This is a genomic window from Arthrobacter sp. Y3224198 (assembly GCF_059090025.1).
Genome location: NZ_JBNHFG010000010.1, coordinates 54,677 through 74,813, shown reverse-complemented (window position 1 = coordinate 74,813; position 20,137 = coordinate 54,677). Strand labels below are relative to the sequence as shown.

17 protein-coding genes and 1 pseudogene are annotated in these 20,137 nt (G+C 67.4%); 8 read left to right on the top strand and 10 right to left on the bottom strand.

Annotation, left to right across the window (positions count from 1 at the left end):
- Window positions 1-15 precede the first annotated feature (15 nt).
- The 5 genes from AC5RUF_RS07810 to abc-f form a co-directional block, all read right to left on the bottom strand.
- On the bottom strand, window positions 16-1,851 hold the full coding sequence (locus AC5RUF_RS07810; RefSeq protein WP_494130200.1) for a DUF4389 domain-containing protein: 1,836 nt from the start codon (window positions 1,849-1,851) through the stop codon (window positions 16-18).
- A 185-nt stretch (window positions 1,852-2,036) separates the two neighbouring features.
- The gene (lpdA, locus tag AC5RUF_RS07805) at window positions 2,037-3,437 is read right to left on the bottom strand and encodes a dihydrolipoyl dehydrogenase (RefSeq protein WP_493997192.1); all 1,401 of its coding nucleotides are present in this window, start codon (window positions 3,435-3,437) and stop codon (window positions 2,037-2,039) included.
- A 90-nt stretch (window positions 3,438-3,527) separates the two neighbouring features.
- On the bottom strand, window positions 3,528-5,045 hold the full coding sequence (locus tag AC5RUF_RS07800) for a carboxylesterase/lipase family protein (RefSeq protein ID WP_493997193.1): 1,518 nt from the start codon (window positions 5,043-5,045) through the stop codon (window positions 3,528-3,530).
- 201 nt (window positions 5,046-5,246) lie between these two features.
- On the bottom strand, window positions 5,247-5,462 hold the full coding sequence (locus AC5RUF_RS07795; protein WP_493997194.1) for a hypothetical protein: 216 nt from the start codon (window positions 5,460-5,462) through the stop codon (window positions 5,247-5,249).
- A 261-nt stretch (window positions 5,463-5,723) separates the two neighbouring features.
- On the bottom strand, window positions 5,724-7,361 hold the full coding sequence (gene abc-f / locus AC5RUF_RS07790; RefSeq protein ID WP_494130199.1) for a ribosomal protection-like ABC-F family protein: 1,638 nt from the start codon (window positions 7,359-7,361) through the stop codon (window positions 5,724-5,726).
- Between the two features lie 101 nt (window positions 7,362-7,462).
- Between abc-f and AC5RUF_RS07785 the strand changes: the two genes are divergently transcribed.
- Window positions 7,463-8,350: an arginase family protein gene (locus tag AC5RUF_RS07785; RefSeq protein ID WP_494130198.1), complete on the top strand. Its 888-nt coding sequence runs from the start codon at window positions 7,463-7,465 to the stop codon at window positions 8,348-8,350.
- A gap of 14 nt (window positions 8,351-8,364) precedes the next feature.
- On the opposite strand, the gene AC5RUF_RS07780 is transcribed toward AC5RUF_RS07785, so the two are convergent.
- The gene (locus AC5RUF_RS07780; protein WP_494130197.1) at window positions 8,365-9,885 is read right to left on the bottom strand and encodes a carboxylesterase/lipase family protein; all 1,521 of its coding nucleotides are present in this window, start codon (window positions 9,883-9,885) and stop codon (window positions 8,365-8,367) included.
- A gap of 186 nt (window positions 9,886-10,071) precedes the next feature.
- Here AC5RUF_RS07780 and AC5RUF_RS07775 point away from each other — a divergent pair, with 186 nt between their 5' ends.
- From AC5RUF_RS07775 to AC5RUF_RS07765, 3 genes are all read left to right on the top strand, one after another.
- Window positions 10,072-10,725, top strand: coding sequence for an SDR family oxidoreductase (locus tag AC5RUF_RS07775; RefSeq protein ID WP_494130196.1), 654 nt, complete (start codon window positions 10,072-10,074; stop codon window positions 10,723-10,725).
- Window positions 10,726-10,799: 74 nt separating this feature from the next.
- Window positions 10,800-11,639, top strand: a complete 840-nt coding sequence (locus AC5RUF_RS07770) for an SDR family oxidoreductase (protein ID WP_493997557.1) — start codon at window positions 10,800-10,802, stop codon at window positions 11,637-11,639.
- A 58-nt stretch (window positions 11,640-11,697) separates the two neighbouring features.
- Window positions 11,698-12,672 carry an SDR family oxidoreductase gene (locus AC5RUF_RS07765; RefSeq protein WP_494130195.1) on the top strand — a complete coding sequence of 325 codons (975 nt, stop codon included), beginning with the start codon at window positions 11,698-11,700 and terminating at the stop codon, window positions 12,670-12,672.
- On the opposite strand, the gene AC5RUF_RS07760 is transcribed toward AC5RUF_RS07765, so the two are convergent.
- The gene (locus tag AC5RUF_RS07760) at window positions 12,662-13,474 is read right to left on the bottom strand and encodes a lysophospholipid acyltransferase family protein (RefSeq protein WP_494130194.1); all 813 of its coding nucleotides are present in this window, start codon (window positions 13,472-13,474) and stop codon (window positions 12,662-12,664) included. The two genes, AC5RUF_RS07765 and AC5RUF_RS07760, sit on opposite strands and share 11 nt — an antisense overlap.
- Before the next feature lie 102 nt (window positions 13,475-13,576).
- Here AC5RUF_RS07760 and AC5RUF_RS07755 point away from each other — a divergent pair, with 102 nt between their 5' ends.
- Window positions 13,577-14,569 carry an alpha/beta fold hydrolase gene (locus tag AC5RUF_RS07755; protein ID WP_494130193.1) on the top strand — a complete coding sequence of 331 codons (993 nt, stop codon included), beginning with the start codon at window positions 13,577-13,579 and terminating at the stop codon, window positions 14,567-14,569.
- A gap of 237 nt (window positions 14,570-14,806) precedes the next feature.
- On the opposite strand, the pseudogene AC5RUF_RS07750 reads toward AC5RUF_RS07755, so the two are convergent.
- Window positions 14,807-15,346: pseudogene (locus AC5RUF_RS07750) on the bottom strand (glycosyltransferase family 2 protein); the annotation flags it as partial.
- A gap of 222 nt (window positions 15,347-15,568) precedes the next feature.
- On the opposite strand from AC5RUF_RS07750, the gene AC5RUF_RS07745 reads away from it, so the two are divergent.
- Together AC5RUF_RS07745 and AC5RUF_RS07740 are read left to right on the top strand one after the other, a co-directional pair.
- Window positions 15,569-16,621 carry a YeeE/YedE family protein gene (locus AC5RUF_RS07745; protein ID WP_494130192.1) on the top strand — a complete coding sequence of 351 codons (1,053 nt, stop codon included), beginning with the start codon at window positions 15,569-15,571 and terminating at the stop codon, window positions 16,619-16,621.
- A gap of 47 nt (window positions 16,622-16,668) precedes the next feature.
- A complete protein-coding gene (locus tag AC5RUF_RS07740) occupies window positions 16,669-16,896 on the top strand; it encodes a sulfurtransferase TusA family protein (RefSeq protein ID WP_493998387.1) in 228 nt (75 codons plus the stop codon).
- Here the strand turns inward: AC5RUF_RS07740 and AC5RUF_RS07735 are convergent.
- Window positions 16,893-17,540, bottom strand: a complete 648-nt coding sequence (locus AC5RUF_RS07735; protein WP_494130191.1) for a response regulator — start codon at window positions 17,538-17,540, stop codon at window positions 16,893-16,895. The two genes, AC5RUF_RS07740 and AC5RUF_RS07735, sit on opposite strands and share 4 nt — an antisense overlap.
- Window positions 17,537-18,850 (bottom strand): sensor histidine kinase, encoded by a 1,314-nt coding sequence (locus tag AC5RUF_RS07730; protein WP_493996683.1) that lies wholly within the window; start codon window positions 18,848-18,850, stop codon window positions 17,537-17,539. The genes AC5RUF_RS07735 and AC5RUF_RS07730 overlap by 4 nt, the downstream gene beginning before the upstream one ends.
- Before the next feature lie 179 nt (window positions 18,851-19,029).
- Between AC5RUF_RS07730 and AC5RUF_RS07725 the strand changes: the two genes are divergently transcribed.
- Entirely contained in the window at window positions 19,030-20,118 is a 1,089-nt protein-coding gene (locus AC5RUF_RS07725) for an FtsX-like permease family protein (protein WP_494130190.1), read from the top strand.
- Window positions 20,119-20,137 lie beyond the last annotated feature (19 nt).

The window sequence follows — 20,137 nt, the reverse complement described above, 5'->3', positions numbered from 1 at the left end:
GCTGACGGCCGTGCCTCAGCCGCCGGAGGATCCGCCGCTGCGCGGTCCGGACGCGGGCGGCCCGGACGCGGGCGGCCCGGACGCGGGCGGCCCGGATTCCGGAGGGCCCGACGGCGGCGGGCCCGCCCGCAGGTCCCGGGCGTCCGCGGGCCCCTGGTCCAGCCGGAACGGCGGATACTCGTCACGCATCAGCGACGTATAGGCGAGCACCCGGTAGGACCAGCGCTGCAGCCCCATGATGAAGTCGAACAACTGCCGGGGGTAGCGGCGCGTAAAGAGCAAGGCTACGGCGGCAATGAACACCAGCAGGCCCAGCAGGGAAAAACCCGCCGTCCACCACTGGTCGCCGAACCCGCCTCCCTGCCCCCTGCCCCACACCGGCCCGCCGTCACCATACCCGTAACCCCGCGGACCGAACATCCCGGGAGTCCTGGCCAGCACCAGTGCAGTACCGCTGAACACCGACACCACCAAGGCCTGCGGGATAACCAGCAGCCACCACTTCACCAGCACCAGTCCCCGGGACAGCCGTTCGGGATAGTCCACGGAGAAATCCGCGGGATAGTTCTCCCGGTCCAGGCTGAACGGCGGATACCGGTCCGTGCCGAGCACGCCGGTGGCATAGAAGGCCACCCGCCAGCTCCAGCGGATAACACCCACATTGAAATCGAACAGCGCCCGGGGGTACCTGGCGGTAAACAGAATGGCGAAGAAGGCAATGACCGTGGCCACCCAGAACGCGATCCAGAGAAAGGCCAGCAGGAAGAAGTGCGGAATGGCGAGGAACCACTTGACCAGCCACAACCAGCGGGACAGCGGCCCGTCCAGTTCGCCGTAGAGCCGGGCGGGATACGGATCCCCGGATCCCGGGCCGTGCCGCCCCGGGGGGACCGTCGCCCGGGTATCTGCGGGGTGCGCAGCAGCGGGGGCGTGGGAACCCGCGGGCGAAGGCGCAGCGGCAGGCACGGCGCCGGCGTCGGGCCGGGATGTACCCTCCGGCACTGACGGGCCCACGGCACCGGGAGCAGCTCCCCCGAATCCGGGCGGTTCCGGTCCGGACAGTGGGCCGGAGGCGCTCGCAGGCTGGCCGGCGGTCATGGCGTGGCCGGTATCCGGGACCGGGCCGTACCCGTAGGCCCGCGCCCCCGGATACCCGCCGGTACCTGGATCATCCCCGGCGCCCGGATGTCCGGGCCGGCGGTTCCGGCCCGTCAGGATGCCGGCCAGGATCAGGGCAATACCGCCGAGGAAGAGGACCACAGCCCCGAGCAGGAGCCACCACGCGGCGGTCCCGAACAGGCCGGAACGAACGCCGGCCTGCAGGTCCGCGGTCACTTGGGGTGAGCCGTCGGCGTTCATCACGACGACGGTCCAGTCGCCGCTCGACGGGGCCCAGGTGATTTCCCGGGTTCCGCTCCCCTCGGAGGCAGCCGCCCAGAACGTCTGTTGCGCGGGCGGCCCCGGAACACCGGTTCCCGGTGTTTCCTCGTACTCCACCGAGAACGGATCAAACCGTACTTCCTCGATCTGGGACGTGGCCACACCGGCCAGGTAACGGTCCACGTCGGCTTCGGGGCCGATGCCGATGAAAAGGTCCCCTCCGGGATTCGTTGCGCGCACGAGGACCTGCGCGATGTCCGCATCTCCCCCGGCGTCGGGACCGATTTCGGCGGGGGCGCTGGTGATCGCATAAGTACCGACGGAGTAGGTCTCCTTCGGAACCGAGAGGTAGCCGCCGTCGCGCTGTGCTCCAGCCAGGAGCCCCAGGACCGCGGCGCCGGCTCCCAGACCCAGACCGGCCAGCACCAGCAAGGCGCCAATAACAATCATGACGATCCTGGCCGGCTTCATGGCAGTGCCCTTCGCTCGCAGATCGGCGGTGGGAAACGGCTGTGGAAACGCTAAAGCTGCGCGGTGCGTCCTTCAAGCGTTCGCTCCCCCGCTGGGGGTGTCAAGGAAAGCGCCGTCCCGGACTTCTGGAATGAGCTTTACTGCTCCTGCCCCACCGTGGCGGCTGCTGAACCGTTACCCGCGCCTCAGAAGTTGATCATGTGTCCGGTCAGCCCGTGGAAGGCCTCCTGCAGTGCCTCGCTCAGGGTCGGATGGGTGTGCACGTTGCGGGCCAGCTCGGAGGCGGTGAGGTCCCACTTCTGCGCCAGGGTGAGTTCCGGAAGCAGCTCGGAAACGTCGGGGCCGATCATGTGCCCGCCCAGCAGCTCCCCGTACTTGGCATCAGCCACCAGCTTCACGAAGCCCACCGGTTCCCCCAGCCCGTGGGCCTTGCCGTTGGCCGTAAACGGGAAGGTACTGACGAGGACCTCGTGGCCTTCGTCCCGGGCCTGCTGCTCGGTGAGCCCGAAGCTGGCCACCTGCGGCTGGCAGAAAGTGGCCCGCGGCATCATGCGGTAGTCGCCCAGCGGCATGGTTTCGGCCTTGCCGATGGTTTCGGCCGCCACCACACCCATGGCCTCTGCCACATGTGCCAGCTGGAGCTTGCCGGTAACGTCACCGATGGCGTAGATGTGCGGAACATTGGTGCGCATGTAGTCGTCGATGCCGATGGCGCCGCGGTCGGTGAGCTCCACGCCGGTTTTGTCCAACCCGTAGCCCTCGGTCCGCGGGGCAAAGCCGATGGAGAGCATCACCCGGTCCGCTTCGATGCTTCCCTGCTGGCCATTTTTGTCCGTGTAGGTCACAGTGACAGAGGAACCGTTGTCCTCCACGGTCTCCACCTTCGTGGAGGTGAGGATGGGCACGCCCAGCTTCTTGTACTGCTTGGTGATCTCCTTGGAGACGTCTGCGTCCTCGTTGGGCAGCGCACGGTCCAGGAACTCGATGATGGTGACGTCCACCCCGTAGCTGCGCAGGACGTAGGCGAACTCCATGCCGATGGCACCGGCGCCGACAATAACCATCTTCTTGGGCAGGTTCCGGTCCATGATCTGGGCTTCGTAGGTGACCACATTGTCGCTGAGCTCAACGCCGGGCAGCAGGCGGACATAGGTTCCCGTGGCCAGGATGGCGTTGTCGAAGGTTATGGTCTCGCTGCCGCCCTTGGAGAGGCTGACCTCAAGGGTGTGGTCGTCGGAGAACACCCCGTGCCCGTCATATTCGGTGATCTTGTTCTTCTTCATCAGGAAGTGCACACCCTTGACGCGGCCGTCGGCCACCTGCCGGCTGCGGTCAAAGGCAGCACCGAAATCGAAGCTCACATCGCCGCTGATTCCGAACGTCTTGGACTGGTTGGTGAAGATCTGCGCCAGCTCGGCATTGCGCAGAAGAGCCTTCGAGGGGATGCAGCCGACGTTCAGGCACACCCCGCCCCAGTACTTTTCCTCCACGATGGCTGTCTTCAAACCCAGCTGGGCGGCCCGGATTGCGGCCACATATCCGCCCGGTCCGGCTCCCAGGACTACGACGTCGTAATGTTCGCTCATGCTGACAAACTCTCCTTAGCTGGGGTGCGGGAAAATCATAAGCCAGCTTAAGACTCTCACGCGGGCACCGCGAGGGGCACCGACCGGCAATCAGATGTAGCCCCGGTACCCGGCCCAGGCCCGACGACGCTCCGGAAAGGGATCCGACTCAATCCGGTCTGCTTTGTCGAAGACGCGCGTGTGCCGGTGGAATTCGTCGTAGCCCGGCCAGTCCCCGCCCGGATGGGCGTGCCGGGCCAGGCTGATCAGGGAACCCTGGAACCTGCGCGAAAGAGCCTTCAGTTCCTCCGCTCCGCCCAGCAGCGTCAGCGCCTTCACCATCCCGCTTCCGGTGTCCCCGAACATCACCGGAACGTCGAAGGAATGCGTGGCGCCGAAGCCCAGCAGGTTCATCATCGGCGTGGCGTAGTCATAGCGGTAGGTCCAGGTGGGCGCGACCCGGGAGTGGCCCTCGGCGACCATCTGGCTGGGATACCAGAACACCAGGTCGCCGCTGATGTCCACTGACCGCTGCCGGGACGGATAGCCCGGATACGCAGCTACGACCCGGTCCCGGGCCAGCGGGTCCGTGCCGGCGAACATTTTCTCGATCCGCTCCGGCGTGGAGGGCAGGATGTTTGAAACCTTTGCGAAGAGGGCACCTTCCCGGGCCATGGTTCCCAGCACCAGGGGCACCGGCGCCGCCTCTCCGTCCAGGAAGGTGTCAATGGGATGCCGGGGCAGGAAATCGCCGTCGATCACGGGAGAGACACTCAGCGTGCCGGGCTGTTTGACCGGACCGATCTTGGTGGTCATTTTCCGGGTGGCCTCCACCAGCTTCGCCACGCTGATGGTGCTCAAGGCCTCGGCGGCGCGGGCAGGGCTGATCCCGAGAATCTCCAGCAGATCCTCCGCCCAGGCGGCATGCATCTTCGGGTAATAGGCGCCCGACGGTGCAGGGCTCTGCGCATAGGCTTTGTGGAACAGCCGGCCGGCGCTGGGAATGCACATCAACGACGTGACCGCTATGGCCCCGGCGGATTCACCGAACAGGGTGACGTTATCCGGATCCCCGCCGAACGCCTCGATGTTCTGCTGGACCCATTCCAGGGCGGCTACCTGGTCCCGCAGGCCCATGTTCGCGTCGAAGGGCCTCTCCGGCGTCGAATAGGCGCGGAAGTCCATGAACCCCAGGGCGCCGATGCGGTAGTTCAGGGATACGTAGAGAACATCACCGTCCCGCACGATGTTGGTGCCGCGGTAGGTGGGTTCGGCGGAGGAACCCGAGCTGAAAGCGCCACCGTAGAGGTAAACGAGCACGGGACGCAGCGATTCCGAGGGCTCCAGCGGGGCGGTCACGTTGAGCGTGAGGCAGTCCTCGTCCATGGCCACCCGGCGGCGGGTTCCGGTCAGGTTGGGTGCCTTGGACTGTGGCGGGACCGCACCGAAGGCCCCGCCGTTACGGATGCCGCTCCAGCTCTTGGCCGGCTGCGGTGCACGCAGCCTCAATTCCCCTACCGGCGGGGCGGCATACGGGATGCCCCGCCAGGTCCGCACGCCGTGCTCGACAATTCCCTGCACCAGCCCGTTGCCGGTCTCAACCACCAATGAGGAAACGTCAATAGCCACGATCGCCTCTTTTCGCCCGGCGGAGACTTGCGACTATTCACGATAGACCCGCCCGCGGGGCGCCGCCAGACGCACGACAGCCTGCCGGGCGGCAGGGCAGCTATTTAGCCGGCGCGCGTTAGGCTGCCCCGCGTTTGCCGGCGCCATGCGGGCACACCGGATGCATCTGGCATGCCGGTACACCACGGGGGAAGCGTAAGACTAGGCCACAGCAGCGAGCTGGCGCCCGGCAGGGCGGACTCCCGCGGCCCCTGCAGCCCGGGACTGGTACCGGTGAACGGCCAGTTCCTTGAGGCAGAGCAACGCGACGGCAATAACGTTGAGCGCGATCTTCGTTCCGGTAGACCAGTCGGTGCCCACACACAGGAGCCAGACGGTAATCAGGACCGGCAGATCCGCCAGCCTCAGCGCCTTCACTGAGCGCTTCCGGGGCCGCGACGCCGGGCACAGGCAAAGTCCGCCGTGCCGTGGTGCATTGTTCCAGCGCTGCGCCTACCCCTGACGCCCTGCGCAAAGGCTGCAGAGCAGCCGGCATTTCCAATCCATGGAGCCATGTGGACACTTCTTCCGTGAAATCGCCCGAGACCTGAGTTCTGCATCCCTGCAGGGATGCAACATAGCATAATTTGTATCACATGAGGGCATGATCCACGGCGCAGGACGTACGACGGCGGAACCTTACCGGATGCCGACCCTGCCGCCGTCCACTGTCCACCGCGTGTCGAGGCGGACATTTTCCAGCAACCGGCGGTCGTGGGAGACCAGCAGCAGTGCCCCCTCGTAGCTCTCCAGTGCTTCCTCCAGCTGCTCGATGGCCGGCAGGTCCAAGTGGTTGGTCGGTTCATCCAAAACCAGAAGGTTCACGCCGCGTGCCTGCAGCAGGGCCAGCGATGCCCTGGTGCGTTCCCCGGGGGAAAGTGCCGCAACCCTCGCGCCCACCTGGTCTGCCTTGAGGCCGAATTTGGCCAGCAGGGTGCGCGTCTCGGCGGACGACAGGTCCGGGACTGCGGCTTCGAATGCCGCGCCCAGAGTGGCGTCCGGATCCAGCTGGCCCCGGCCCTGGTCGATCTCGCCGACGGCTACGGAAGCCCCCATGGAGGCAGTACCGGCGTCGGGAGTCTCCCGGCCCAGCAATAGGCGCAGCAGCGTGGACTTTCCTGCGCCGTTGGGACCGGTAATGCCGATCCGCTCCCCCGCGTTGACCTGCAGCGAGACGGGACCGAGGGTAAAGCCGCCGCGCTCCACCACAGCCTCGTTCAGGGTGGCCACCACGGAACTTGAGCGCGGGGCCGCGCCGATCCGCAGTTGCAGCTGCCACTCCTTGCGCGGCTCCTCCACCTCGTCCAGCCGGGCGATCCGGGACTCCATTTGGCGCACCTTGCGGGCCTGCTTTTCGGAAGACTCAGTGCTGGCCTTACGGCGGATCTTGTCATTGTCCGGGTTTTTCTTCATCGCGTTGCGCACGCCCTGGGAGCTCCATTCACGCGTGGTGCGTGCACGGGAAACCAGGTCCGCTTTTTTCTCCGCAAACTCGTCGTAGGCTTCCCGGGCATGCCGGCGTGCGACGGCGCGTTCCTCCAGGAAGGCCTCATACCCGCCCTCGTAGACGGCCACGCTGTTTTGCGCCAGGTCCAGCTCCACCACGGTAGTGACGCAGCGGGCCAGGAATTCGCGGTCGTGGGAAACCAGGACCACCCCGCTGCGCAGGCCGCGGACAAACTGTTCCAGCCGCGCCAGGCCGTCCAGGTCCAGGTCATTGGTGGGTTCATCGAGCAGCACTATGTCGAAGCGGCTCAGCAGCAGGGCTGCAAGGGCGGCCCGGGCTGCCTGTCCGCCGGACAGACCCGCCATTTCCGCGTCCAGTCCCACCTCCAGGCCGAGGTCGGCCAGCACTGCCGGTGCCCGGTCCTCCAGATCCGCAGCACCGGAGGCCAGCCACCGGTCCAGAGCCGCGGCGTACGCGTCATCCGCCCCCGGGGTTTCCGAACCCAGGGCCGCTGCCGCTGATTCCATGGCTTCCGTAGCTGCCGCCGCACCGGTACGCCGGGCAAGATAGCCGCCCACCGTTTCCCCCGCGAGCCGTTCGTGCTCCTGCGGGAGCCAGCCCACAAAGGCGTCCGACGGAGAGGTGCTGACCGATCCGGCCTGCGGCGCATCAGCACCGGCCAGGAGCCGCAGGAGGGTCGACTTGCCGGCACCGTTGGCACCGACCACACCCACAACGTCCCCCGGGGCAACGGTCAGGGACAGATGTTCAAACAGGGTGCGGTGGGCATGGCCGCCGGAAAGGTCCCGGGCGACAAGGGTTGCAGTCATACCTCCATCCTATTTTGTGCCCGCCCTGTTTCCGGCCGGGCCGGCAGCGGTAAGGTTGCCCAGTCGCCGCCGCACCCAGCCGCCGCACCCAAAGGACTGCCATGACCGTCATGCATCCCTCCGGCCCCGGGGCCCTCCGGCTCATTTTCCCGCAGTGGCAGGGCGCCGCCGGGGCCGGCGCCGTCGGCTCGCTCCCGGCGGGCCAGCCGCAGCAGATTCTGCTCTCCTATCATCTCGGCCCCTCCCTGCTTGAGCTGGTCTCCCCGGATCATGACGGACCTACCGCCTTTGTTCCGGTGAGCACCGACACGTCGGAGGCGGGCGTCGAGACGGTGGACGGCATCTATGCCCGGCAAGCGGTGTTCCGGCAACTGCAGGAGGCGGTGCGGGTGATGCAGGAGACCGGACCGCAGTCGGTAGTGACCTTCGGCGGGGAGTGCTCGGTGAGCGTGGCCCCTTTCAGTTACCTTGCGGACCGCTACGGCGCGGACCTGGCAGTGCTGTGGGTGGATGCGCACCCGGACACCGGTCTGCCCGGCGACGGCTATACCGGGTTCCGGTCCATGTCACTGGCCACCCTCGCCGGCGAGGGCGATGCCGGCTTCCTCGCCGCGATGCCGGCCGTGGTGCCGCCGTCGAACATCCTCCAAGTGGGGCTGCGGGACTGGCAGGACCCGGGCATCGGGACCAAGCAGCGCCTGGGCATCCGCAGCGTGGGCATCACCGACACCCCTGAAGACACGCGGCGGATCCTCGACTGGCTGGCGCTGACCGGAGCCACAAAGCTGGCCATCCACGTGGACCTGGATGTCCTGGACCGCCGGGACTTCGGGGACAGCAGCGGCAAACGCGGAGTCCGGGTTCCGGATTTACTGCGCATCATTGACGCCTTGGGGGAAGCCGGCGAAATTGTCGGCCTTTCCCTCGCCCAGCACGCCCCGCTGGAGTTGCTCCGGCTGGGCGGGCTGCTGCGCGGACTCCCTATCTGAGGTTTGGCACCGGCTCAGCGGTATCCGTGGTAGCCCTCCCAGGCCAGCCGTTTGCCGCGGTGCGGATCCCGGCTGATCCGGTCACTGGCGTCGAAGACCTTGGTGGACCGGCCGCCTGGTTCATACCCCGGCCACATGGGGCCGGGAGTGCCGTTCCGGGCAAAGCGCAGCAGCGCCCCACGGAACCGGTTGCTCACCGAGACGGCAGTGCGCTTGCCGCCCAGGAGGGTGAGATACCTCCCCAGGCCGGAATCGTAGTTGCCGAACACAGCCGGGATATCCAGCCCGTGGGTGGCACCCACGCCGAGCAGGTACGCCATCCGGGGAGCGTAGTCGAACCGATAGGACCAGACCGGGGCGTGCACGCTGTGCGCTTCCGCCACCTGGACGCTGGGCCACCAGAAAACGGCATCGCCGCCAACATCCACCGCCGCATGCCGGTCCGGATAGCCGGGATAGGCGGCCAGCACCTTCTCCTTTAGTTCCGGTTGGGTGCGGGCAAACATGGTGTCGATGCGCCGGGGCTTCGTAGGAAGGACATCTTCGAAACGGTCAAACAGTGCGCCTTCGGACAGCATGTTGCCGATCACCAGGGGTACCGGATGAGCCCTGCCGGCACGGAACGCGTCCACCGGGTGAAGGGGCAGGAAGACGCCGTCCACCACCGGGGCAACGGCCCGGGTGCCGGGATCGGCCTCCGGCGCCAGGCCGCGGGTCAGCCGTGTAGTGGCCTCCACCAGGCGTTCTGCAGGCACGTGGGCCAGTGCCTGAGCGGCTTCCCCTTCAGGGACGCCCAGGAGATCCACCAGGTTGCCGGCCCATTTCTCCGGCAGACCCGGACCGTAGGCGGTGGCTGGCGCCGAGCTCTGTACAAAGGCACGGTGGAACAGGCCCTCCGCGGACGGAACGCACATCAGCGCCGTGATGGACATGCCCCCGGCAGACTCCCCGAAAACGGTGACATTGTCCGGATCTCCGCCGAACCGGGCTATGTTCCGCTGTACCCAGCGCAGAGCTGCCACTTGGTCCGCCAGCCCTACATTCACATCGAACGGACGCTCCGGCGTCGAATAGCGGCGGAAATCCATGAACCCCAACGCCCCGAGGCGGTAGTTCATCGCGACGTAGACCACGTCGCCGCGCAGCACCAGGTTGGTGCCGTCGTAGGCGGGATCGGACGCCGAACCGGAGGTGAAGGCACCGCCGTGGAAATAGACCAGGACCGGGCGCGGAGCGCCGGGGCCGGCGGGAGCAGTCACGTTGATGGTCAGGCAGTCTTCGTCCATGCGGGTTTTCCGGCCGGCAGCCATCAGGCCACGGCCGCGCCGCTGCGGGGCAACCGGCCCGTACCGCGTCGCGTCCAGCACGCCGTCCCACGGCGTCACCGGCTGCGGCAGCCGCAGGCGCAGGTCCCCCGTGGGCGGCGCGGCATACGGGATGCCGCGCCAGCAGCGCACCCCGGAATCGAGTTTGCCGCGCACGACTCCCTCCGTTGTGGCAACGGTAAGGCCGGGTTCAGCGGTGGTTAGTGCCACGTCGATCCTTCCCGCGGAGTTCAAGGCACGGTGATCATATCCACCCCGTGGAAGCGGTGACCATGCCTGTGGACGGATTTGGGTACCAAAGCACTAAGCCGTGGGCGGACGGATACGTCCCGACTCCGCAAAATATCGACAGCATGCTTATGGTGGAGGAACCGTAATCAACGAAAGGAATGTCGAATGTCCAGCATCGCCATCATCGGAGGACACGGAAAAGTAGCGCTTCACCTGGCCCGGTTGCTGACCGGACAGGGCCATACCGTCAGTTCGATCTTCCGTAATCCGGACCACGCCGCCGACGTCGAAGCCACCGGCGCGCAGCCCGTGGCGGCCGACGTCGAGAAGCTGTCGACGGAGCAGATTGCAGACCTCCTGAAGGGGCACGACGCCGTGGTGTGGAGTGCCGGCGCCGGCGGCGGCAGCGCCGAGCGCACCTACGCGGTGGACCGCGATGCAGCAATCCGCTCCATGGATGCAGCTGATGCAGCCGGAGCCCGGCGGTACGTGATGGTGTCCTACTTCGGCGCGGGCAAGGACCACGGGGTGCCTGCGGATGACGGTTTCTACACCTACGCGGAAGCCAAGGCGGACGCCGATGAGCACCTGAAAGCCAGCGGCCTGGACTGGACCATCCTCGGCCCCAGCGCCCTCACCATGGACCCCGGGACCGGCCGCATTGAGACCGGCCCCGGCGTCAGCGGCTCCCAGGTTTCACGCGAGGACGTTGCCCTTGTGGCCGCCGAAGTCCTGCAGCGGCCCCAAACGGCCGGCCGGACCATCGAGTTCAACAACGGCCCGACGCCGGTGGCAGAGGCACTGGATTCCCTCGCCTAAGTCGGTATCCCGCTGGCGCTTTGCCGGCGGGCACGCCTAGAGTTCCCCCACCGCTCCCACCCGAAAGGAAGACAATGAGCCAGCCGGAGCAGCAGCAGGACGTACCAGGAACCCAGAAGGACATGACCCCCGTTCCCGACTGCGGGGAGGAAAGCTACCGCGGCAGCGGGAAGCTCACGGGCAAGGCAGCCGTAATCACCGGCGGCGACAGCGGGATTGGCCGTGCAGTGGCCATTGCCTATGCGCGTGAAGGTGCCGATGTCCTGATTTCGTATCTCAGCGAGGATGAGGACGCCCGGGATACCGCGCGGCTGGTGGAGGAGGCCGGGCGGAAGGCCGTGCTGGTCCGGGGCGACCTGGATACGGCCGAACAGTGCCGGAAAGTCATCAACACCGCGGTGGAAGAGTTCGGCAAGGTGGACATCCTGGTCAACAATGCCGCCTTCCAGATGGACCGGGAAAACATCGAGGACATCCCGGACGAGGAATGGGAGTACACCTTCAAGGTGAACATCAACGCGATGTTCTTCCTGGTCAAGGCGGCGCTTCCGCACATGGGGCCGGGCTCGTCCATTATCGGTACCTCCTCGGTGAATTCGGACATGCCGGTTCCCACGCTGGCTCCGTACTCGGCCACCAAGGCCGCCATTGCCAACTTCTCCGCAAGCCTCGCCCAGCTCCTCGGAGACCGCGGCATCCGAGTGAACAGCGTGGCGCCCGGCCCCATCTGGACCCCGCTGATCCCGGCCACCATGCCGCCGGACAAGGTGGGCTCCTTCGGCGGGGACACGCCCTTGGGCCGTCCCGGCCAGCCGGCCGAGCTGGCGCCTACGTACGTGCTGCTGGCCTCCGATGACGGCAGCTACATTTCCGGCGCCAGGATTGCCGTCACCGGAGGCAATCCCATTCTCTAGTACCGCAACTGCAGCCGAACTGCCCTGCAACTGCGCCGCACCTGCGGAAGGACCAGCCATGTCCGTCAACACTCAAGTAGTGGTCATAACCGGTGCCGGCAGCGGGGTCGGCCGGGAAACCGCCGGGCTCCTTGCCCGCACCGGGGCGCGGCTGGTCCTGGCCGGCAGACGGATGGAAACACTCCAGGATGCAGCGGAGCTCTGCCGCCTTGCCGGCACCTCCGCTGTCCCGGTGGTCGCGGATACCGCGGATCCGGCGGCCGTCCAGGCAGTCGCTGACGTGGCGGTGGCGGAGTTCGGGCGGATTGATGTGTGGGTGAACAACGCGTCCCTGGCGTCCTACTCGCGCTTCTCGGACCTTCCGCTGGAGGACTTCCGCCGGGTCATGGACGTCAACGTGATGGGGTACGTCTACGGTTGCCGGGCCGCGCTGGCGCAGATGGAGAAGCAGGGCACCGGGCTGATCATCAACGTCGCCTCGATTGTCGGGGAGGTTCCGCAGCCCTACACGGCGCCGTATTCCATGTCGAAGGCGGCGGTCCGGGTCCTGGGCGTCAGCCTCCGCTCGGAACTTGCGCTGAACGGGCCGCACGGTATCCGCATCTCCACGGTGCTGCCGCCGACCATCGACACCCCGTTCTTCGACCACGCGGCCAACTACACAGGGCGCCGGGTACGCGCCCTGCCGCCGGTATATCCGGCACGGATCGTCGCCAGGCACATCCTGCGGCTGGTCCGCCGCCCGCGTCCGGAAACGGTCCCCGGGATCCCGGGCCGGCTGATGGTGCTGCAGCACCGGCTGACCCCCCGCCCGGTGGAAGCCTTCATGGCCCGGCAGGTCGAATACACCAACCTGTCCCGGAAGCAGGACGCGCCGGATGGCCCGGGCAATCTCTACCGTCCGGCCCCTGCGGCGGAGACCGGCGCGGTCAGCGGCGGCTGGCATGGAAAAGCCAAGCACGCGGCACGGACCGTCCTCGCCGGTACGGCGGCCGCCGGCGTCGTCCTGCTGCGCCGGCGCGCTAACCGGTGATCTTGTACTTCTCGCGGTCGGCAGCATCGAGCACCCGCTGCTCCTCAAGTGCCATGGCACTTCCGCCGCGGCTGCGCGGCATCCACCAGGCGCCGGGTTCGGCCGGCACCGGGTAGGAGTCGATGCAGCGGTCAATTCCCGCCTGGAGTTCCTCCTGCAGCCGCGTTGTCTCACGGGCAACGTCGACTTCACCCTCGAGGCAGATCATCTCCCCCACGTGCATCCGGACGGGATTCTTCCAGACCGATTTGAAGGACAGGCCGTGCCCGCGGGTCATCATCCGGTGCCCGCCCCACACCGAGACGGGAATGATCGGCACCCCCGCTTCGGCAGCCATGCGGACGGCGCCGGTCTTCAGTTCCCGGACGGTAAAGCTGCGGCTGACGCCGGCCTCGGGCAGGACGGCGAGATAGTCGCCGCCGCGCAGCTTCTCCACCGACTCCGCATAGGCCGCAGCGCCGTCGGCACGGTCCACCACCACGTGCTCGCACCAGTCGCAGACGGCTTTCACGAAGGATTTTTTAGCCGCTTTCTTGGTGACCAGGAACCGCATGTGCACCTTGAGCTTGCGCCACATCAGGAGTTCGGCGAAGGCAAAGTCCAGGTACCCGAAGTGGGTGATGGCCACAACGGCGCCCCTGCCGGGCACCACCTTGCGGTCCAGTCCGCGGATCTCTTCGTCCGTGGGCAGGTTCTCCAACCCCGACGGGATCACCGGCACCCGGAAGATGCTGCGGGCCGCGAGGCCGGTGAAGACGATGCTTCGGTACACGTATTTGTTGGGGGAACGCTTGGCGGGCAACGTCAGCTCCTGAGTTTGGGGAAATTTCGGGGCGGGCAAAAAAATTCTACCGTGGCCGCCCGGCCCTGCCGCTACAGCGGGGCAGGAGGTTATCTTTTAGCCATGGCCATTCGCGGGATTTTTCCCGGCAGGGCATTTCCCGGCAGGTTCCGGGCAGAACAACCCGGGGCTCCCCCCGCTTCCGGCCCGGCTGTCTCCGGGCCCGGCGCCTCCGATCCATCCGATCCTGCTGCCTGCAGGGATGCCCGGCTGGGCGACGTCGACTGGACCGCCGTCCCCACAGGGTCCGTCCGTACCGGCTTCCCCGCCCCCAGCGGTTCCCTGGCCGCGCTGGTGATGGGTGATCCGGCACACCCGCCGGTCATCCTGGTTCCCGGTGCCATGGGTTCCAAGGAGGATTTTTCGCTGATGCTTCCGATCCTGGCGGAGGCCGGCTATTTCGCCGCCAGCTTTGACCTCGCCGGCCAGTATGAGTCCGCCGGCGCCGGACCGGAGAACCTGGACCCGCCGCGCAGCCGGTACGACTACGGCCTGTTCATAGACGATCTGCTTGCGGTACTCGAAGCCCACGGACCGGCGCACGTGGTGGGGTACTCATTTGCCGGCGTCGTGGTCCAGCTTGCGGTTCTGCGACGGCCCGAACTCTTCCGCAGCATCGCCCTGCTCGGCTGCCCGCCGCGCGGCGGGCAGAGTTTCCGCAGCGTCAGCCGCATCGGCTGGCTGGCCCCCCTGGTCAGCGACCGGATCAGCGCCGACCTGATTGTCTGGGGCGTGCGGCGCAATTTCATCCGCGCCAGCGCCGGGCGGATGAAGCTGGTCAACCACCGGTTCACCCTCACCCGAAGGGACTCCGTCCGGGACATGGTGGGCCTGATGCGGCATGCCCCCGATCTGCGCGCCGCCCTCGGGGCTGCCACCCTGCCGAAGTTCGTTGCCGCGGGTGAACACGATGTCTGGCCGCTGCGGCTGCACCGCGAGTTCGCCGCCAGCATCGGCGCCTCCTTTGCTTCCTACGGCAGCGGGCACAGCCCGTCCGAGGAAGCGCCCCACCAGCTCACGCGCGATCTGCTGCGCATGTACGGGCCGCCGGACTAGGCATCCGCCGGCACTGCCCCGGCCACGCGGGGCGTGGCGGTGCCCCGCCCGGGAACGCGCCGCCCGCTTCCGACGACGGCGCAGCGGCGGCTCCTGGGCAAAGTCCACCGAGAAGGTCACATAGGCCATCGCAACCCGGCGTCCGAGGTCTCCCCACGTGCGCAGCGGGCGGGAGGAGACGCCCACCCGCAAGGTCCTGTCCCAGCGGACGTTCATTCCCGGCTTCAGCTGGTAAGCCAGGTCCAAATCGTCATGGACGGGCGGCGCGGAGCGGTGCACCCGGTCCCGCACCCGCTCCCACATGCTGCGGTGGAAGCCGAAATTGGAGCCGAAAAGCGGCGGATGCCCCATCAGCAGCCGCATGGACCACCTGTACCCGCCTATGTAGAGGTTTTCCGCGATCCACCGGATCAGCGGCACCGACCCGTAGAAATCGCCCGGCCCGGTGACCGCGGTGTCCTCGCCGGCATCCAGCAGGGCTGCCTCCAGCCGGGCCAGCCAATCCGGCGGCGGCACCGAGTCGGCGTCGAGCCGGGCGAACCACTCCCCCTGTGCTTCGTCGAACCCCCGGAAGGTTGCCGCGGCCACCCCCACGTCCGGCTCGACGATCCGCCGGACGCCGGCAGCCCGGCACACCTCCGCGGTTTGATCCGTACTGGCGTTGTCCACCACCAGGACCTCATCCGGCATCCGTGTCTGCCGCGAGAGCGCATGGAGGCAGACCGCCAGCATCGCGGCGTCGTTCCGGGAGGGGATCACCACCGAGATGGTTGGCATTGCACCACTCTGACATCGCAGGACCGACGGCGGAACCGGGCTGATCCTGCGCGGCCCGGGTTTGGTCGATTCTTCCGCCGCCTTGCGTCCAGCCGCACGTCATCGGGCTTAACCCGCGGTCATCGCGGGCCACATTCCTTGGCCCGGCGTCAGGCAGAACCTAGCGTGGATGGACTGCGGCGGGTAAGCGCCGCAGGACACCCTTTGCTAGGAGCAGTTGCAATGCTTATTTCAGGCCTGTTCGTCGGGCTGGCCCTCGGTTTTGTTATGCAACGGGGGCGGTTCTGCGTCACCGGGGCGTTCCGGGATGTCTGGGTCACCCGCAACACCCGATGGCTGACCGCCTTTCTGGTGGTGGTGGCGGTGCAGAGCGTGGGCGTTTTTGCCCTCGACGCCGCCGGGGTCATCACCCTCGCTGCCTCCCCGTTCCCCTGGCTGGCCACCGTCGTCGGCGGCTTCGTTTTCGGCTTCGCCATTGTGCTGGCCGGCGGCTGCGCCACCGGTACGTACTACCGGGCCGGAGAGGGACTGGTGGGCAGCTGGCTGGCGCTTATTGCGTACGCACTTTTCGCAGCTGTCATGAAGACCGGACCGTTGGCGGGCTTCAACACGGCCATGCGCTCCGTAACGGTGGAGCAGAGCAATTTCCATTCCGTCCTGGGCGTCTCCCCGTGGCTGTTTGTCGCCTTGCTGGTGGCCGGCGTCGGGCTGGCCGTCCGGCACCACCTGAACAAGCCCCGGCTTCCCCTCGCCGCGCTGCCGGCAGCAAAGACCGGGCTGGCGCACCTGCTGTTCGAAAAACCCTGGAACGCCTTTGCCACTGCCGTAGTCATCGGCCTGATCGCCATTGCGGCCTGGCCCTTGAGCTGGGCCACCGGAAGGGAGGACGGACTGGGCATCACCACCCCCTCGTCCAAGCTGGTGGGCTATCTGGTCACCGGTGATCCGGAGCTGGTGGACTGGGGCGTGTTCCTGATGATCGGGATCCTGCTGGGGTCCTACATCGCTGCCAAGGGCAGCGGCGAGTTCCGCGTCCGCATGCCCGACGCCGCCACCGCCGTCAAGAGCCTGGGCGGCGGTGCCCTGATGGGGATCGGCGCGGCACTGGCCGGCGGCTGCACCATCGGCAACGCCATGGTCCAGACGGCACAGTTCAGCTTCCAGGGCTGGACCGCCCTGGCCTTTATGGTGCTGGGTACCGGACTGGCCGCCAGACTGACCATCACCAACCGCCGGAAGTCCCCCCAGCCCGCCCGCGTCCCTGCCGGCGTGTAGTACCGCCCCCCCACATCGACCCTCATACCGCGAAAAGGAGCCTCCCAATGGCCCGCATCACTCTTGAAACCAACGGATCAGTCTGCCCCTTCCCCCTCGTCGAGGCCAAGGAGGCCATGACGACCATGACGGCCGGAGATGAACTCGTCATCCACTTCGACTGCACGCAGGCGACGGACGCCATCCCCCGCTGGGCTGCGGAAAGCGGTTATCCGGTGACGGACTTCGCCAAGACCGGCCCGGCCGAATGGTCCATCACGGTGCAGAAGGCCTAGGTCCGCAGGATCCTCCGCCGCTGCGCCTCGGCAATGGCCGCCGTCCGGTTGTCCACACCAAGCTTTTCGTAGATGTGCACCAGATGGGTTTTGACCGTGGCCTCTGAAATGAACAGTTTCCGGGCAATCGCCCGGTTCCCGAGGCCGGTAGCCAGCAGTTCGAGCAGTTCGAGCTCCCGGCCGCTGAGCACCGGGGCCGGGCTCCGCAGCCGCCCCATCAGCCGGGCGGCCACCTGCGGGGCCAGGGCGGTCCGCCCGTCAGCGGCGGCTGCCACAGCCTGCCGGATCTCCTCCGGGTGGGCGTCCTTGAGCATATAGCCGGCCGCGCCGGCGTCGATAGCCGCCAGGATGTCCGCATCCGTATCGTACGTGGTCAGGATCAGCACCGGTGGGCCGTGGCCGTCCGCGATACTGCGGGTCGCCGCGACCCCGTCCATTCCCGGGCCCATCTGCAGATCCATCAGGACCAGGTCCAGCGGCGTTCCCAGGGCAGCCTGTTTGCGGACTTCAGCCACGGCGGTTCCCCCGTCCTGCGCCTCCGCAACCACTTCGACGCCCTTAAAGCCCTCGAGCATGGCCCGCAGCCCGGCACGTACCACCGGGTGGTCATCAACGAGCAGCACGCGGACAGTCCCGCCGTTCACGCGCCGGCCTCCTGCTCCGCAGGAGCATCCGGTGTGCCCGTCCCGGAAAGCGGCAGCCGGAGGGCAACAGCAGTCCCTTCTCCCGGTAACGACTCAACCGTCAGGGTTCCGCCCAGCTCCGCGGCCCGCCGGCGCAGGGACAACAGGCCGAAGCCGCTTCCGTCCGGACGCGGTGCTTCCGGCAGGGCCGAAGGGTCAAACCCCGCTCCGTCATCAAAGACATCCAACGTCACCGCGTCCGGGGAAAAGTTCAACGTCAGGACCGCGTGCCGGGCACCCGAATGCGAGAGTACGTTGGCCAGGGAAGCCTGCGCCGCGCGAAGGAGTGCCGTCTCCCGGACGGCGTCCAGTCCGGCGGGCTCCCCGTCCACCCGGAGGGTGCATTCCAACCGGTCCCCGCCGGAACCTCCCTGCCGGGAGACATCGGCACAAAGACGTTCCAGCCCGGCCACCAGCGACCCCGCCGAGCCTTCACGCACCGCCAGTCCGCGGACAAACCGCCGTGCCTCGGCCAGCCCGCCGGATGCCGTCTCCCTGACCGCCTCGATCCGCTCCCGCGCCAGGGAATCCTGCCCTGTATCCAGCGCGGCAGCGGCTGCACGGGACATAAGCACAATGCTGGAGAATCCCTGCGCCAGGGTGTCGTGGATTTCGCGGGCCAGCCGTTCCCGTTCTGCCAGGACACCTGCATTGTGCTGGGCCGCAGCGAGCTCGCCGCGTGTGCGGCGCAGTTCCGCGAGGGCGCGCCGCTGGTTGACACTCTCCTCGTGCAGCGCCGCATAGGCGAACCCCATCACCACGGCAAAAAGCGCCCCCAGTACCGGGCCAAGCAAACCGGCCAGGCTGAAGCGGCCGCTGTGTGCCCATTGCGCCAGGACCACGGCAGCGGTCATGGCGGCAACCGCCGCCAGCGCCGGCCGTGTCCGCAGCAAATGAAGGTCAAGGAAGAACAGCGGAAATGCCAGCCAGGAAAAGTCCGCGCTCAGGAACATCAGCCCCAGCCACAACAGCGTGACGGCCGCCAGCCAGTACGGGCCGTAGCGTTCCAGCTCTGCACCGGTCCCGATCCGGGCGGAGCGTTGCTCCGCCACCGTTCCCACCAGATAGATCACCGCCAGCGCGGAAGCGACCGTGCAGGCCGTGAAGAAGCGCGGTAATCCGGGACGGTCAAAGGCCAGCTGCACCACGGCCAGGCCCAGCAGGCCGGCGAAGGCAACGTGCAGGCACACCCGGAGGACCCGCAGCACCGTGTCACCCGCGGCCGTGCCGGTGCCCTCGAAACCCACCTGGTCTGCATCCGGCGCACTCATCTTTCCAGCCTAGGTCGGTCCTGCCGCTGCAGCATCCACCAAACGGTTGACCGCCGCACCAACCGCACGGCCCGTCGGGACCATCCGGGCATCCGATGGATTCCCTGCGGCACTGCCGGAGGGTTGAAGGGTAAGCAGATCCGACCCGCTGCGGCGGTCCGACCGAAAGGAAGCTGTCCGTGTATCTGGCACTTCGTGACATCCGTTTCGCCAAAGGACGGTTTGCCCTGATGGGCACTGTTGTCGCCCTTATTACCCTGCTGCTGGTCCTTTTGTCCGGCCTGACTGCGGGACTGGGAAACCAGAACACCGCGGCCATCAAGGGGTTTTCCGAGGCCGGCATCACCACGATTGCCTTTGGCGCTCCTCCCGGCACCGATGCAAAGGTTTCCTACACCGAATCCACCGTGACGCAGGAGCAGCTCTCCAACTGGCGGGAGACACCCGGGGTCGATAAGGCCGAAGCCGTCGGGATCACTCAAACCCGGATCATGGGCAGCGCGAGTGCGAATGCTGCCGTGTTCGGCGTCGAACCGGGCAGCGCCCTGCCACCGCAACCGGTGCCCGACGGCCAGATCCTTATCGGCACCGAAACGGCAGAGTCGCTGGGGGTTTCCGCCGGCGATACTGCCTCTCTGGCCGGCCGGTCCCTGAAGGTCGCGGCCGTGGTCGAGGAGACCTTCTACAGCCACACCCCCGTGGTCTGGACCTCCCTGGCAACCTGGCAGCAGGCCGCCCACACCGCTGACGCCGGTCCCGGCCAGGTACCCGTCGCCACCGTGATCGCCGCCTCCGTATCCGATGACGCCGCAGGCCGTGCCGATGACGCTGCCGGCACCGTGTCGGCCGGCGTCCGCAGCTCCTTCAGCGGGCTGGGCGCATACACCTCGGAAAACGGCTCCCTGCTCCTGATGCAGGCATTCCTCTACGGGATCTCTGCCCTGGTCATCGTGGCTTTCCTGGCGGTGTGGACCATTCAGCGCACCCGCGACATTGCCGTCCTGAAGGCATTGGGATCCAGTTCCGGCTACCTGTTGCGTGACGCCCTTGCGCAGGCGGGCATCATCGTGGCGGCCGGGGCCGCCGTCGGCGGCGTACTTGCCGTGCTGGCCGGCTGGGCGGCGGGCCAGGCAGCCCCGTTCGTCCTGTCGGCTGCCACGGCTGTATTTCCGGTCCTGGGCATCATCCTGCTGGGCCTGGCCGGCGCTGCCGCCGCAGTCCGCCGGGTCATCAAGGTCGATCCCCTGGCCGCCCTCGGCGGCAACTAGGCCATTCTCCGAACACCGG